12 protein-coding genes are annotated in these 15,550 nt (G+C 34.7%); 4 read left to right on the top strand and 8 right to left on the bottom strand.

Features of this window, described 5'->3' with window-relative positions:
- From ACP7AQ_RS15845 to ACP7AQ_RS15835, 3 genes are all read left to right on the top strand, one after another.
- The coding region (locus tag ACP7AQ_RS15845) for a gliding motility-associated C-terminal domain-containing protein (RefSeq protein WP_426096141.1) at positions 1–3,567 on the top strand (3,567 nt) is incomplete at its 5' end.
- Positions 3,568–3,722: 155 nt separating this feature from the next.
- Positions 3,723–4,640, top strand: a complete 918-nt coding sequence (locus ACP7AQ_RS15840; RefSeq protein ID WP_426064881.1) for a PorP/SprF family type IX secretion system membrane protein — start codon at positions 3,723–3,725, stop codon at positions 4,638–4,640.
- A 10-nt stretch (positions 4,641–4,650) separates the two neighbouring features.
- Positions 4,651–6,591 carry an OmpA family protein gene (locus ACP7AQ_RS15835; RefSeq protein ID WP_426096140.1) on the top strand — a complete coding sequence of 647 codons (1,941 nt, stop codon included), beginning with the start codon at positions 4,651–4,653 and terminating at the stop codon, positions 6,589–6,591.
- Positions 6,592–6,936: 345 nt separating this feature from the next.
- On the opposite strand, the gene ACP7AQ_RS15830 is transcribed toward ACP7AQ_RS15835, so the two are convergent.
- From ACP7AQ_RS15830 to pyrR, 6 genes are all read right to left on the bottom strand, one after another.
- Complete coding sequence (locus tag ACP7AQ_RS15830; protein ID WP_426096139.1) at positions 6,937–7,440, bottom strand: CAP domain-containing protein; 504 nt, start codon at positions 7,438–7,440, stop codon at positions 6,937–6,939.
- Between the two features lie 163 nt (positions 7,441–7,603).
- Positions 7,604–8,248 carry a pyridoxamine 5'-phosphate oxidase gene (pdxH, locus tag ACP7AQ_RS15825; protein ID WP_426096138.1) on the bottom strand — a complete coding sequence of 215 codons (645 nt, stop codon included), beginning with the start codon at positions 8,246–8,248 and terminating at the stop codon, positions 7,604–7,606.
- Between the two features lie 94 nt (positions 8,249–8,342).
- On the bottom strand, positions 8,343–9,248 hold the full coding sequence (locus ACP7AQ_RS15820) for a ribonuclease Z (protein ID WP_426096137.1): 906 nt from the start codon (positions 9,246–9,248) through the stop codon (positions 8,343–8,345).
- Positions 9,249–9,321: 73 nt separating this feature from the next.
- Positions 9,322–9,654 (bottom strand): ribonuclease Z, encoded by a 333-nt coding sequence (locus ACP7AQ_RS15815; RefSeq protein WP_426096136.1) that lies wholly within the window; start codon positions 9,652–9,654, stop codon positions 9,322–9,324.
- A 73-nt stretch (positions 9,655–9,727) separates the two neighbouring features.
- Positions 9,728–10,654: an aspartate carbamoyltransferase catalytic subunit gene (locus ACP7AQ_RS15810; RefSeq protein WP_196853268.1), complete on the bottom strand. Its 927-nt coding sequence runs from the start codon at positions 10,652–10,654 to the stop codon at positions 9,728–9,730.
- 46 nt (positions 10,655–10,700) lie between these two features.
- Positions 10,701–11,240 (bottom strand): bifunctional pyr operon transcriptional regulator/uracil phosphoribosyltransferase PyrR, encoded by a 540-nt coding sequence (gene pyrR, locus ACP7AQ_RS15805; RefSeq protein ID WP_426096135.1) that lies wholly within the window; start codon positions 11,238–11,240, stop codon positions 10,701–10,703.
- A 210-nt stretch (positions 11,241–11,450) separates the two neighbouring features.
- Between pyrR and ACP7AQ_RS15800 the strand changes: the two genes are divergently transcribed.
- Positions 11,451–11,624, top strand: a complete 174-nt coding sequence (locus ACP7AQ_RS15800; RefSeq protein ID WP_426096134.1) for a hypothetical protein — start codon at positions 11,451–11,453, stop codon at positions 11,622–11,624.
- A gap of 94 nt (positions 11,625–11,718) precedes the next feature.
- On the opposite strand, the gene ACP7AQ_RS15795 is transcribed toward ACP7AQ_RS15800, so the two are convergent.
- On the bottom strand, positions 11,719–13,338 hold the full coding sequence (locus ACP7AQ_RS15795) for an ABC-F family ATP-binding cassette domain-containing protein (protein ID WP_426096133.1): 1,620 nt from the start codon (positions 13,336–13,338) through the stop codon (positions 11,719–11,721).
- A 183-nt stretch (positions 13,339–13,521) separates the two neighbouring features.
- Positions 13,522–15,549, bottom strand: a complete 2,028-nt coding sequence (locus ACP7AQ_RS15790) for a beta-N-acetylhexosaminidase (protein ID WP_426096132.1) — start codon at positions 15,547–15,549, stop codon at positions 13,522–13,524.
- Between the last annotated feature and the right edge of the window lies 1 nt (position 15,550).

The following is a 15,550-nucleotide window of genomic DNA, read 5'->3' as shown; positions in this document are numbered from 1 at the left end:
ACTTGTACTCAAATCGTAACGGTGGTAGACAATATAAATCCAACTATAACCTGTGCAGCGCCGGTAACGGTGCCTGTGGACGTGGCTTCCTGTACTGCGGCTAAAGCCAATGTAACTCTCGGAAATCCAACTACTGCTGATAACTGTGAGGTAAAATCTGTAACCAACGATGCGCCTACCGTTTTCCCTATCGGAAACACAACCGTAACTTGGACTGTAACAGACCATGCAGGGAATACCGCTACTTGTACTCAAATTGTAACGGTGGTAGACAATATCAATCCAACTATAACCTGTGCAGCGCCGGTAACGGTGCCTGTGGACGTGGCTTCCTGTACTGCGGCTAAAGCCAATGTAACTCTTGGAACTCCAACTTCTACTGATAATTGTGGGGTGAAATCTGTAACCAACGATGCGCCTACCGTTTTCCCTATCGGAAACACAACCGTAACTTGGACTGTAACAGACAATGCAGGAAACACTGCTACTTGTACTCAAATTGTAACGGTGGTAGACAATATCAATCCAACTATAACCTGTGCAGCGCCGGTAACGGTGCCTGTGGACGTGGCTTCCTGTACTGCGGCTAAAGCCAATGTAACTCTTGGAAATCCAACTACTACTGATAATTGTGAGGTGAAATCTGTAACCAACGATGCGCCTACCGTTTTCCCTATCGGAAACACAACCGTAACTTGGACTCTAACAGACCATGCAGGGAATACCGCTACTTGTACTCAAATTGTAACGGTGGTCGGAGAAATTATAGCTAATGATGACACAGGAATACAAATAAATGGAGTAGCAGGTGGAATATCAGTAAGTAATGTTTTAATAAATGATTTACTAAATTGTAAAGAAGCTAAAACAGAGGATCTAATAACAACTTTTGTTTCTTCTTCGAATGCTGGAATCACGCTTTCTGGTACTAATGTTCTTGTTGCTCCGGGTACGCCTGCCGGTACCTATACATTAGTATATCAAATCTGTGAAATACTTAATCCAACCAATTGTGATACTGCTACGGTTACTGTTACAGTTTCAGCTGCTGCTATTGTCGCTAATGATGATACCGGAACTGCTATAAATGGCTCAAACGGCGGAACGGCTTTTACTAATGTCCTAGTTAATGATACCCTAAACGGAATTCCTGTTTTGGCTTCGCAAGTGAATACAACTTTTGTTTCTTCTTCGAATGCTGGAATCACGCTTTCTGGTACTAATGTTCTTGTTGCTCCGGGTACGCCTGCTGGTACCTATACATTAGTATATCAAATCTGTGAAATACTTAATCCAACCAATTGTGATACTGCTACGGTTACTGTTACAGTTTCAGCTCCTGCTATTGTCGCTAATGATGATACCGGAACTGCTATAAATGGCTCAAACGGCGGAACGGCTTTCACAAATGTCTTGATTAATGATACCCTAAACGGACTTCCTGTTTTGGCTTCGCAAGTGAACACAACTTTTGTTTCTTCTTCGAATGCTGGAATCACGCTTTCTGGTACTAATGTTCTTGTTGCTCCGGGTACGCCTGCCGGTAACTATACATTAGTATATCAAATCTGTGAAATACGCAATCCAACCAATTGTGATACTGCTACGGTCAGTGTTACCGTTTCAGCGCCTGCTATTGTTGCTAATGATGATACGGGAACTGCTGTAAATGGTTCAAACGGCGGAACGGCTTTCACTAATGTCTTGATTAATGATACCCTAAACGGAATTCCTGTTTTGGCTTCGCAAGTGAATACAACTTTTGTTTCTTCTTCGAATGCTGGAATCACGCTTTCTGGTACTAATGTTATTGTTGCTCCGGGTACGCCTGCTGGAAACTATACGTTGGTATACCAAATCTGTGAAATACGCAATCCAACCAATTGTGATACTGCTACAGTTACTATTACAGTTTCAGCTCCTGCTATTGTCGCTAATGATGATACCGGAACTGCTGTAAATGGTTCAAACGGCGGAACGGCTTTCACTAATGTCTTGATTAATGATACCCTAAACGGAATTCCTGTTTTGGCTTCGCAAGTGAATACAACTTTTGTTTCTTCTTCAAATGCTGGAATCACGCTTTCTGGTACTAATGTTATTGTTGCTCCGGGTACGCCTGCTGGAAATTATACATTAGTATACCAAATCTGTGAAATACGCAATCCAACCAATTGTGATACTGCTACGGTTAGTGTTACCGTTTCTGCTCCTGCTATTGTCGCTAATGATGATGTTTTTTCAATCGAAAATTGTACATCGTCTGGATTGTTAGGAAATGTATTAGTAAACGATTTAAGTAATGGAAACCTCGTAGTAGCTTCAGCGGTAAATATCACTTTGGTTTCTGAACAAAATCCAAACATTCAATTGGATAACCTTGGAGATATCAAAACATTAAACGGAACAATTCCCGGAACTTACGTTTTAATATACCAAATATGTGAAAAATTAAACCCTAAAAACTGTGGTACCGCTACAATAACAATAATTATTAAAGATAGTACTGGACCCGTCTTTACATCATTGCCAGTGCCATCAACGATAAATTGTAGTGCTACTCCAAATTTTGCTCAAGCAACAGCAACCGATACATGTAGTTCTGTGACGTTAAAATTCATTGACACAACTGTTCAAGGAAGTTGTGTTGGTTCTTACACTGTAACAAGAACTTGGACAGCTACAGATTCAGCAGGAAATTCGACTACTGCCTCTCAAATCATCAGAGTACAAGATACTAATGGTCCAACAACTGCAACAGAGTTTGCTGCTACTGTCAATGTGAATTGCGATGCTATCCCTTTAAAACCAGAACTTATTTTTGCAGATAATTGTTCAACAGCTTCTCCGGCAATATATACCGAGACAATCACTAATAGTTCTCAGAACTCTTATTCAATTGTAAGAAAATGGTCTGTTTCAGATTCTTGTGGAAACATTTCTATATTTACTCAAACGGTTAATGTATCTGTGGCAAATAGCGAAATATCCATTGCAAGCTCTGCATGTAGTGGAGACTCTTCAACAATCAATATCTTTAATTTATTACCTGCCGGAACACCAACAAACGGAACTTGGGTAGATGTTGATAACACACGAGCATTACAAGGAAACATCCTATACCCTTTTGGATTAAGTTTGGGCAACAAAGTTTTTGAATATCGAATCAACAACGATAATTGTCCAAGAAAAATAGTACTGACTATAAATATTAACGATGATTGTATTGTTTTAGGATGTGGTGACATAAAGGTACACAATGCTTTTTCACCAAATGGAGATGGTATAAACGAAGTGTTCGTTATCGATAATATTGATGATACTGCTTGTTATCCGGAAAACACTGTTGAAATATATAACCGTTGGGGTGTATTAGTTTTTGAAACTAAAAATTACAATAATCAAACTAATAATTTTGAAGGTATCTCTCGTGGAAGATCAACTGTTAATCAGTCTTCTGGTTTACCGACAGGAACCTATTTTTACATCTTAAATTACAGTACTATTGATGCGAATGGTAAAGTAGAAATGAAAAAATTAGACGGGTATTTATACCTTACTAAATAATTTTGAATTAATGTAAATCCTGAGGACAGTTAAAAGTCTTCAGGTAAAAAAATGAATTAGCCCTATTCTTTAATATAAATAGTGTTGAAATTTTTCGAAACAGATCTTTTGAATCTAAAAAAAGAAGTAGTTCAATCACAACAAAAAAATCTACTATGAGAACAAAAATATTTTTAATATTGTTAATGTTTACATCATTTACTGGTTTTGCACAACAAGATGCACAATATACTCAGTACATGTACAATACCATTAACATCAATCCCGCTTATGCAGGATCTAGAGGAGCAATGAGTATTTTCGCCATGCATCGTACACAATGGGTAGGGTTGGACGGTGCCCCTGTTACAAATGTTGCCTCAATCAACACCCCGCTAAATGATACTAATCTTGGTTTAGGAGTTTCTTTTATTAGTGATAAAATTGGACCCACAAATGAAAGTACAATTTCTGCTGATTTCTCCTACACCATTCCTATATCGGAAGATTATAAACTATCATTTGGTTTAAAGGCAACTGCAAATTTATTCAATTTAGATATTTCAAAATTAAATCCTGTTGATTCCTATCCACTTGATCCCACGATGCAAAATATCGAGAATAAATTTTCGCCTAATATTGGAGCAGGTTTATATCTTCATTCTGATAAAGCATACGTTGGTATTTCCATTCCAAATTTTATTGAATCAGACCGTTATGATGATAATGAAATTGCAATCTTTAGAGAAAAAATACATTATTATTTAATAGGCGGTTATGTTTTCGATATCAATAGTTCATTAAAATTTAAACCTGCATTACTAACTAAAATGGTTTTAGGGGCGCCACTACAAGTTGATGTTTCTGGTAACTTTATGTTTAATGAAAAATTTGTAGTGGGAGTTGCTTACAGATGGAGTGCAGCGCTCAGTGCCATGGTTGGTTTTCAAGTTTCTGATGGAATGTACATAGGGTATGGATATGACAGGGAGACAACCCGATTAAGAAATTATAATTCTGGTTCTCATGAAATATTCTTGCGCTATGAAATATTTAAAAATAATGGTAAAATTACAACTCCAAGATTCTTCTAAAACAATTAATATGAAAAATAATATACTCTTTTGTATAACATTAATTATTGCGTTTTCATTTAATGTATACCCGCAAAAAGAAAAGGTAAAAATTGCAGACAAAAAATACGACAACTATGCCTACATTGACGCTATAAAAACCTACGAAAAAGTAGCCGAAAAAGGATATAAATCGGCAGATATGTTTAAAAAATTAGGCAATTCCTATTACTTCAATGCTGAGTTAGAACAAGCGGCCAAGTGGTATGGTGAATTATTTGCTGTATATACTACCGACTTGGAACCTGAATATTATTTCCGTTATGCGCAATCGTTAAGATCCATTGGTCAAAATGATAAAGCTAACGAACTATTGGAATTGTTTAATCAAAAATCGGGAAACGATAGCCGCGGACGTCTTTTCATGAAAAATGTGAATTATCTTGACGCTATAAAAGCCAACTCTGGAAGATATAAAATTGAGGATGCCGGAATAAACTCTATTTATTCCGATTATGGGACGGCATTCTTTTCAAATGAAATCGTGTTCGCATCAGCAAGGGACACGGGAAGTTTAGGACAAAGAAAACACAAATGGACAAATCAATATTTCACTAATTTATATGCCGCCAATTTAGGGGAAAATATGATCCCTGAAAAACCACAAAAGTTTGACAAAAAAATAAATTCTAAATTTCATGAGTCTACCCCTGCTTTTACAAAAGACGGGAAAACAATGTACTTTACCCGAAACAATTATCTCGATGGCAAAAAAGGAAAAGATGCTAATAAAATTACTTTAATAAAAATATATAAAGCCATTTTAGAAAATGATTCTTGGTCAAATATAACTGAACTTCCTTTTAATAGCGATAATTACAGTGTTGCACATCCTGCGTTAAGTCCCGATGGTAAAACATTATATTTTGCATCTGACATGCCGGGAACAGTTGGTCTATCCGATTTATATAAAGTACAAATAAACGATAATGGAACCTTCGGTATTCCGGTGAATTTAGGAAATACAATCAACACTGAAGGAAGAGAAACTTTTCCATTTGTAAATGATGAAAACGAAATTTACTTTGCATCAGACGGACATCCCGGCTTAGGAGGTTTAGATGTTTTTGTTTCGACTATTAATCCCAATGGAACTTTTGAAGAGGTACAAAATGTAGGTGCTGATATTAATTCTCCAAAAGATGATTTCGCTTATTTAATAGATACAAAATCAAGAAGAGGTTTTTTCACCTCAAACAGGGATGGTGGTCTGGGATACGATGATATTTATAAATTTTTAGAGCAAAAAAAAATCACATGTCAACAATTATTATATGGTGAGATTACTGATCTTGCTACAGCAGAATTACTTCCTGATGCTAAAGTAACTTTATTTGACAATCAATTTAATATCCTTAACACAACTATTTCTGATGATAAGGGTAATTATTCTTTTACTGTTGAATGCGGCAAAACATATTATGTAAGAGCTCAAAAACCTGAATATACAACTAAGGAACAGATGATTGTAATAGCGAATGAAAATGGAAAAACATACTTGCCAATAGCATTAGAAAACGCGAAATGCAAAGTAACAATTGGTGATGATTTAGGTAAATGTTTTAATATAAAAATGATTTATTTTGATTTAGATAAATCAAACATCCGACAAGAAGCAGCGTTTGATTTAGAAAAAATATTAGATGTTTTAAACCAAAATCCAACAATGAAACTTGATATTCGTTCCCATACGGATAGCAGGCAAACATTTAAATATAATGAAGCATTATCTGATAGAAGAGCTGTATCTACTATTAATTGGTTAATCAAAAATGGCGTAAATGCAAACCGATTGACTGGAAAAGGATATGGTGAAACACAACTGGTAAATAAATGTGCTGATGATGTAAAATGTACTGAGGACGAACACCAATTGAACCGAAGAAGTGAATTTATTATTACTGCTTTGTAAAAAACGATCATGGTTAAACCTAGTAGGCTGCCTGATAAAGGCAGCCTACTTTTTTACTTATTTCATAAATTAGGATTTGATTTAAGTTGACGGTCATGTTAATCAAGTAATGCAAAATCTAAAGCTTTAAAAGGATTAACAACTGTATAGGAGCATGTTTGATCAATCTTTGACTTAAATAACAATATTAAAAAAGTCCAATGAAAAAGAATTCATTGGACTTAAAAAAAAATACAAATACAATTTTTTAAATATTTGAAATACGGTTAAATATGTGAGATATTTTAAAATATAAAAGACTGTCTTTTGGGGATAAGACAGCCTTTTAATTATAAAAAACTCAACTTATATTTTTGCAAAAATATTTGTGTAATACTTTTTACCAGTTGCGGGATTCTCCTTAATAGCGATTCCAAAATGTGTAAAATTACCTTCAATATTTTCTTTGTGACCAGGACTGGCTAACCATGCGTTTAAAACGGCTTCCGGCGTGTTGTAATTGTAAGCTATATTTTCACTCACAGACGTAGCACCCAAGGTTTGCATTATATTCTCTGAACGGGCTGAAAAACCATTGTGGTTTACAACATTATTAGCAATCATATAATTACTATGTTCTTCAGATTTGTACGACATGTGATTAATATTTTGCAAAGGATTTAAACCTTTACTAACTCTGTGTGAATTGATCAATTCCATTGTCTTCAATTCAATAGAGTTGTAAGAGTAATTAGCTACTTTTTGGAGACTTACAGTAGTAGCTTCAACTTCGGAATCTTCTGAAGAACAGGAACTCATAGTACATATTACAGTAGCGAGCAATAATGCACGAAGTAATTTTAACTTCATAATTTTAGCAGGTTAGGTTTAAAGTAGATTGTGGGGCAAACAACTTTAATATATAATACTATGTTTTTTTTTCTTACTCAAACATAAGCATTTTACCGTTTAAATACCAAAAAAAATCGATGAACTACATTATAAAAATAATTAAATATATATATTTCTTACACTATGGAGCCAAACGGTCAATTTTCCAAGAATAATCTTGTTGACTTGTATAACGAATTCTGTCATGTAATCGATTGGGTCTCCCTTGCCAAAACTCTACTTCTAAAGGAGTTACTAAAAATCCGCCCCAGTGTTTGGGTCTCGGAATTACGACACTCTCAAAATCTTTTTCTAACTGCTTCAGGTTTTCCTCTAAATATTCTCTGGACGGAACTACTTCACTTTGAGTAGATACAATTGCTCCCAATTTACTTCCGTTTGGTCTGGATTCAAAATAACTGTCAGAATTTATTTCCGATGTCCTTTTTGCTATTCCTTTTATGATAACCTGACGCTCCATGGTATGCCAAAAAAAAGACAGGCAAACGTTAGGATTTTCAGCAATAGCCTTACCCTTTTCTGAATTATAATTGGTATAAAAAATAAAACCTTCTTCATTAAACTTTTTCAATAAGACAACTCGGGACTTCGGAAAGCCATCTAATCCAATTGTTGCCACTGTCATCGCATTTACTTCGCTGTCGCCACCAAGATCTTCTACTTCATGAAACCAGCGATTAAACAAGTTAATTGGATCCTCCGGAATATTGGATTCTAACAATTCACTCTTCTCGTATGATTTTCTGTAATTACTTAAGTCATTCATAATTTTGTTTTTTAAAAATGTTAGATCATTTGATGATTCAATTAAAATAAAAAATCCTATTGGCAATTTTTACAATCTAAATTAATTTCTGTATTTAAAACTCGAAGCTTTTTCCATCATCGCCTAAGAGCACTTCAGGAAAAATAGTTTCGGCTTCTTCTTTAAACAATTGAATACTTTCATATCGAGTAGAATAATGTCCTAAAATTAATTGTTTGGCATTTGCTTTCAAAGCAATGGTTGCTGCTTCCTTTGCTGTAGAATGTAATGTTTTTTTGGCCAGATTTTCCTCAGATTGTAGGAAAGTAGATTCATGGTACAGTACATCTATATTTGCTATAATTGGAATTATTGATTCATTATAAACCGTATCCGAACAAAAAGCGTAATTCTTTGCCGGAATAGGATCAAATGTTAAGTTGTCGTTTGCTATAATTCTTCCGTCTTCTAACGTGATGTCTTTTCCGTTTTTTATTTTTTGGTAATAACAGCTTTCTATTTCATAATTTTGAACGGCATCCAAATTTAGTTTTCGATCACCTATTTTTTCTTGGAACAAAAAACCGTTGGTGTACACGCGATGTTTCAATGGAATGGTTTTCACCAAAACCTTGTCGTCTTCAAAAATAATCTCGCTTTCAAGAGATTCCAATTCATGAAAAAATAAACCGTAATTGGTCCAGGAATTAGACAATCGCAATTGCAGCTTGATAATTTCTTTGATGCCCTTTGGACCATAAATATGCAAATCCGTAGTTCGGTTCAGCAAAGTAAATGTTGATACTAAACCCACTAATCCAAAAAAGTGGTCCCCATGCAAATGGGAAATAAAAATATGGTTTATTTTAGAAAATCGGATTTTATTCTTCCGCAATTGTACTTGCGTTCCTTCCCCGCAATCAATCAGAAAAAGTCTGTTTTTTATTTCCAAAATCTGAGAAGTAGGATTGGTAAACGTTCGGGGTGTTGCGGCATAGCAACCAAGGATTGTTAGTTTCAAGTTTTTGCTTATTCGGTTATTTCTTATTTTTCTTAAATCAATTAAACGGTTAAACATAACCGAATAAACCAATTTAAAAACCTAAATCTCTTTCAATCTCTTCCATTTCTATAATGTCATGCGCTTCTAATAGTGAAGGTACAACTGTTAATTTAGAAGGTACAGCATTGTAGTCAAAATCTGGAGTGACGATAACAAATGACTTTTTAGCTTTTTTATGTTGTTTTGATAACGGCATAAATAACTTAATATCATTCGTTGACAAATCGTTATGCAGCAAAAGATCAATTATTATGTTATGTTTTTCGAATGTTTTATATTGGTGGGTAACCTTCATTAAAAAAGAAGTAAAATCGCCCTGCGTATCTCTAATTGATATTGTATGTCCTTTTTGATCTACTTTCATTATATTAAATTTCAGAGACTGCTTAAAGGCAGCGTAGTTTATACGTAGCTAATTTACAAAGTTTTATGTTGATTTATTGAATTTTTGAAGCCAAAAGATAAATAACTGCCATTCTGATTGCCACACCATTTTCTACTTGGTTTAAAATCACGGATTGATTGGAATCTGCTACTTCACTTGTAATTTCGACACCGCGATTAATAGGTCCGGGATGCATGATTATAATTTCTTTATTAAGAGAATCCAAAAGCGGTTTATCAACTCCATATTGCTGCGCATATTCTCTTGTAGACGGGAAATAATTGACATCCATACGCTCATTTTGGACGCGCAACATATTAGCAACATCACACCATTCTAATGCTTTTCGTAAATTAGGTTCCACGGTAACGCCTAGTGATTCAATATATCTTGGAATAAGTGTTTTAGGACCGCATACTTTGACCTCAGCGCCTTGCATTTGCAAAGCATAAATATTGGACAAGGCGACCCTGGAATGCAAAACATCTCCTACAATAACGACTTTTTTTCCGGCTACTTCACCTAGTTTTTCCCGAATGGAATAACTGTCTAATAAAGCTTGTGTAGGATGTTCATGTGCGCCATCTCCAGCATTTACGATACTGGCTTTTACGTTTTTGGACAAAAAATAAGCAGCGCCGGGATTGGAATGTCGCATCACAACCATATCTACTTTCATCGAAAGGATATTATTTACGGTATCTATTAATGTTTCTCCTTTTTTGACAGATGATTGCGCTGCCGAAAAGCTAATCACATCTGCTGATAAACGTTTTTGTGCTAATTCAAAAGAGAGTTTTGTTCTGGTACTGTTTTCGAAGAAAATATTGGCGATAGTGATATCTCGTAACGAAGGCACTTTCTTAATGGGTCGATTGATGACTTCTTTAAAATGATCGGCAGTTTCAAAAATCAGGTCAATATCATTCTTGTTGATGTATTTTATGCCTAATAAATGATTTACGCTTAATTCTTTCATTTTTATTTACGATTATAGTTTTTAATAGTTAGCGTTTGTTTTCAATCTAACTTGTAATTAAATACACCCCATCTTCACCTTCATTTTCTTTCCAGCTCACTTTTACTTTTTCATTATTTATCGCATCAACCTGTCTACCTCTGTAATCCGGTTGAATGGGTAAATTGCGACTGAAACGTCTGTCTATCAAAACCAAAAGTTCAATTTCCGATGGTCGGCCAAAAGATTGAATAGCAGTCAATGCAGATCGAATGCTTCGTCCAGTAAACAAAACATCATCTATGAAAATGACTTTTTTATTTTCGACGATAAAATTAATTTTGGTTTTATTGGCTTCTAATGGCTTTTCGGTTCTTCTAAAATCATCCCTAAAAAAAGTGATGTCCAGATAACCCAACTGAATTTCAGGAGTTTGGTATTCTTTTTCTAAAATTTTTTTTAAACGCTCCGCCAAAAAAACACCTCTTGGTTGAATTCCAACTAATATTGTATCTGAAAAATCTAAGTGTTTTTCGATTAATTGACAGGCCAAACGATGTAATATGATAGTAACTTCTTTTGCAGTAAGTAATACTTTTTGACTCATAGTAATTTTATGGTTTGGTTGGACAAATATACAAATTCCAATTTATGATTTTATAATTAAAAAGAGAGAAAATGCTAATTCAAATAATTCTATAAAAACAGTATATTTACATTACTTAATTTTACAACAATCAATAAAAATTATGTAATAGAGACCTGGAGTGATACCCTAATTTTACTTTTTAAAATTTAACATAAAAAACATAAAATCATGCAAAAAAGAATCACTAAATTATTGATGCTTTTTATAGTATTAATATCATTTTCAAGTTGTTCAATAATAGAGGGGATATTCAAAGCTGGAGTAGGTGTTGGTATATTTATAGTTGTTGTCGTTATCGCTATTATCATTTTTATCATCACTAAAATTTTCGGTAAGAAATAATGATCGTTTAATTAAACTCGAAAATCAAAAACTTCTTTTAGTAAAAATATCCCGCAATTGCGGGATATTTTTTAACTCCAATATAAATTACTATTTATACAATATACATTTTAGCTCTCAATTCCTGAACTTTTTCATCATCAAGGTAATCATCAAAAGTCATGTAACGGTCAATCGCTCCATTAGGTGTTAATTCAATTACTCTATTTGCAACTGTTTGAGAAAACTCATGATCATGAGTGGTAAAAATTACAGAGCCCTTAAAATTTTTCAAGGAATTATTAAAAGCCGTAATCGACTCTAGGTCCAAATGATTGGTAGGTTCGTCAAGCATTAAAACATTCGCTCTTTCCATCATCATTCGAGACAACATGCAACGCACTTTTTCTCCTCCGGATAATACTCTACAGGTTTTCAACGCCTCTTCACCTGAGAAAATCATTTTCCCAAGGAAACTACGAATATTTACCTCATCACGTTCTTCTTCCGTTTTTACCCATTGACGCAACCAGTCTACAAGCGTGTAATCGCTCTCAAAAAATGAATGGTTTTCTACTGGCAAATACGCTTGGTTTGTTGTAACTCCCCAGTCATAAGTTCCGGAATCCGCTTTTTTATTTCCGTTCAAAATTTCATAGAAAGCTGTCGTAGCACGTGAATCTTTGGAGAAAAGAACGATTTTATCACCTTTGGCCATATTCAAATCTACGCCTTTAAACAAAACATCTCCTTCAATAGAAGCGCTTAAATTCTGCACATTCAAAATTTGATCTCCTGCTTCACGCTCTTGGTCAAAAATAATAGCCGGATAACGACGACTTGATGGTTTTATCTCGGAAATATTCAATTTACTAATCATTTTTTTACGCGAAGTAGCTTGTTTTGATTTGGCTACATTCGCACTAAAACGACGAATAAATTCTTCTAATTCCTGCTTCTTTTCTTCTGCTTTTTTGTTTTGTTGCGCGCGTTGTTTTGCTGCTAATTGACTTGATTCATACCAGAATGTATAGTTTCCGGAATAATGATTTATTTTACTGAAATCGATATCAGAAATATGCGTACAAACGGAATCCAAAAAGTGTCTGTCGTGAGAAACGACAATTACGGTATTTTCATAGTTAGCTAAGAAATTCTCTAACCAAGCAATCGTTTCAAAATCCAGATCATTGGTAGGTTCATCCATAATAAGTAAATCCGGATTTCCAAAAAGCGCTTGTGCCAAAAGGACACGAACTTTAATTTTTCCCTCAAGATCTCCCATTAAAGTATAATGATATTCCTCTGAAATTCCAAGATTTGATAACATCGATGCCGCGTCGGAATCAGCATTCCATCCATTCATTTCTTCAAATTGCACTTGTAACTCGCCTATCCTGTCCGCATTTGAATCATTGTAATCTAAATACAAAGCATCCATTTCTTTTTTGATCGCGTAAAGGGTTTTGTTTCCCATCATAACGGTCTCCAATACTGTGCTTTCGTCAAACATATTGTGGTTTTGGTTTAAAACCGACATACGTTTTCCTGGTTCCAAATGAATATGTCCCGAAGTGGGATCCATTTCACCGGCAATTATTTTAAGAAAAGTAGATTTTCCAGCACCATTGGCTCCGATAACTCCGTAGATATTACCGTGAGTGAAGGTAGTATTTACTTCGTCAAACAAAATTCGTTTGCCAAACTGAACTGATAAATTATTTACTGTTAACATGAATATTTATTTTATAAAATTTTTGCAAAAATACAAAAAAAATACTGATTTACTGAATTCCCAAAAAATCGATTTTTAACGGTTTTAATTTGTTTATTAGGATAATAGTTTAAAAAAAATCCTGACACAGTTGTCAGGATTTCAAAATTCTTACTTCGTAAAAACAATATTACATTTTCTTGTTTACAACAACTTTTTCAAACTGCCGTAAACTGCTAATTCTACATCAGCAAGACTTCTGGTATTGCATTTTTCTAATAAATCTTCCAATACCGTTTGACGTACTTTCTGTTTTTTATCTATTAAAAGCAACAACTGTTCCGATACATCACTCAAACTTTTAGACAAAGGCAATAGCGGTTGCACAAGCGGTGCATTTGCACCTAAAGCAATTAAATCGGAATTTAAGACAATCCATTTCTTAAAAAAGTTAGTTAAAATCCCTTTATTCTCCTTGCTCTTATCCGATAAATAGGCATTGACTGCAACATTAAAATCTATTGCTTCCGAAGCATCGGTATTACAAGCATCCGCAAACAGTGTCAACGGAGAATGCATGCGGTATTTCTTTCCGCCACCATTGCGTTTGTAATTTTTCAGTGGTTCACAAAGATTCGAAAAATCATTCAATGCACGCGTATCTTGATTGTTGCTGATGTTTCTTAAAATCACTTCTTTGTTTCTAATGTGCGTAATTCCGAGTTCTTCTAATCTAAAAGAAATTGTTTTCAACCTTATACGTAAGCTTTTCATATCCGTAACGGATTCATCAGACCATAATCGCTCGGCTATCGCGGCGGTTCGTGGCCAAATTCTGGAATCTATATTTAATGGCGTTACGAGTTCGCTCCACATCGCGGCTTCTCCTCCTAAAACCTTTGCTTTTTCCTCTGGACTAAGAATAATCTTTTTGGGTAAGGGATCATTCAAATAATGACTTTCTAAACTAAGCATCAAATCAATATAATACCCATTGGACAAAACAGTATTGTAACCGCTCTTTGCGGCTTTGATCAATGCTCCAGCGGCTTCTTGACCTTCATTAGTTCCTCGCCAAGCATGAATTATAGCATCTTTTGACATGTTTTCAGTCATTATTTCTTCCCAACCCATTAATTTTTTGTTGTATTTTTTCAAGATTGGAATCAACTTCATATTAAAATAAGTTTGCAAATCATGGTTGTTGACAAAATTATTATCTTTCTTAAATTGCTGAATAGCAGGATTTGCATTCCATTCTTTTCCATTATTTTCGTCACCGCCAATATGAAAATAACTACCCGGAAATAACGGACACACTTCGTCAAAAATCGAACTTAAAACTTCGTATGTTTTTGGATTTGTAGGGTCTAAAGTCGCATTGAAAATTCCTGAATTTCTTTGCACTTCATACGTAATTTCCCCCTCGCCTACTTTACTTCCTATTTCCGGATAAGCAGTCAGCAACGCCGATGCGTGTCCCGGAACATCTATTTCAGGAATAACCAGAATCCCCCTTTCATCAGCATATTTTACAATACTTTTAATTTCTTCCTGAGTGTAAAAATTTCCATCTGAAGCTAATTCTGTCAATTTAGGATGATTTTTCAATTCAATTCTCCAACCTTGATCATCGGCTAAATGCCAATGAAAAACATTCATTTTCATCGAAGCCATAGCGTCCAGATTTCTTTTGATAACATCTACCGGTTGAAAATGTCGGGCCGCATCAATCATCAAGCCTCTCCAGGTAAAACGTGGCGAATCCGAGATTTCAACAACCGGAAAGTAATATGATGTACTATTATTTTGAAGCAATTGTAACAACGTCTCCAAACCATGCAAAGCCCCTAAATCGCTTGTGGCATTAATGGTTATTTGATTAGAAGAAATTTTCAATTCGTAACTTTCATCTTCATTTATTTCTATTTTTCCGTTGCGAACACAATTTATTTGCAATTCCGCTTCCGGACTTTCGTTAACTTTTGTCAAAAAACTTTGCTCCAGAAACAATCCCGTTCTGCCATCCAATCGTCGCAGGAAATTGGTTGCGCCTATAAAAATTCTGGGATTAGGATTCCCGGTAATATTCACTTTAAAATTTTTGCTTAAAGCAAAAGTGCCAGCGGCCAACTTTATATTTTGTGGCCAAGGCACTAGGTTTAATTGCTCGGTGGCGATTTGAGCATTCGAAACAAAAGTTACAAATAATAGGATTAAAAAGTATTTCATA

Source organism: Flavobacterium sp. DSR2-3-3 (genome assembly GCF_049896585.1).
Taxonomy (GTDB): Bacteria; Bacteroidota; Bacteroidia; order Flavobacteriales; family Flavobacteriaceae; genus Flavobacterium.
Note: the sequence above shows the minus strand (reverse complement) of the source record. Positions and strands in the feature narration are given on the sequence as shown.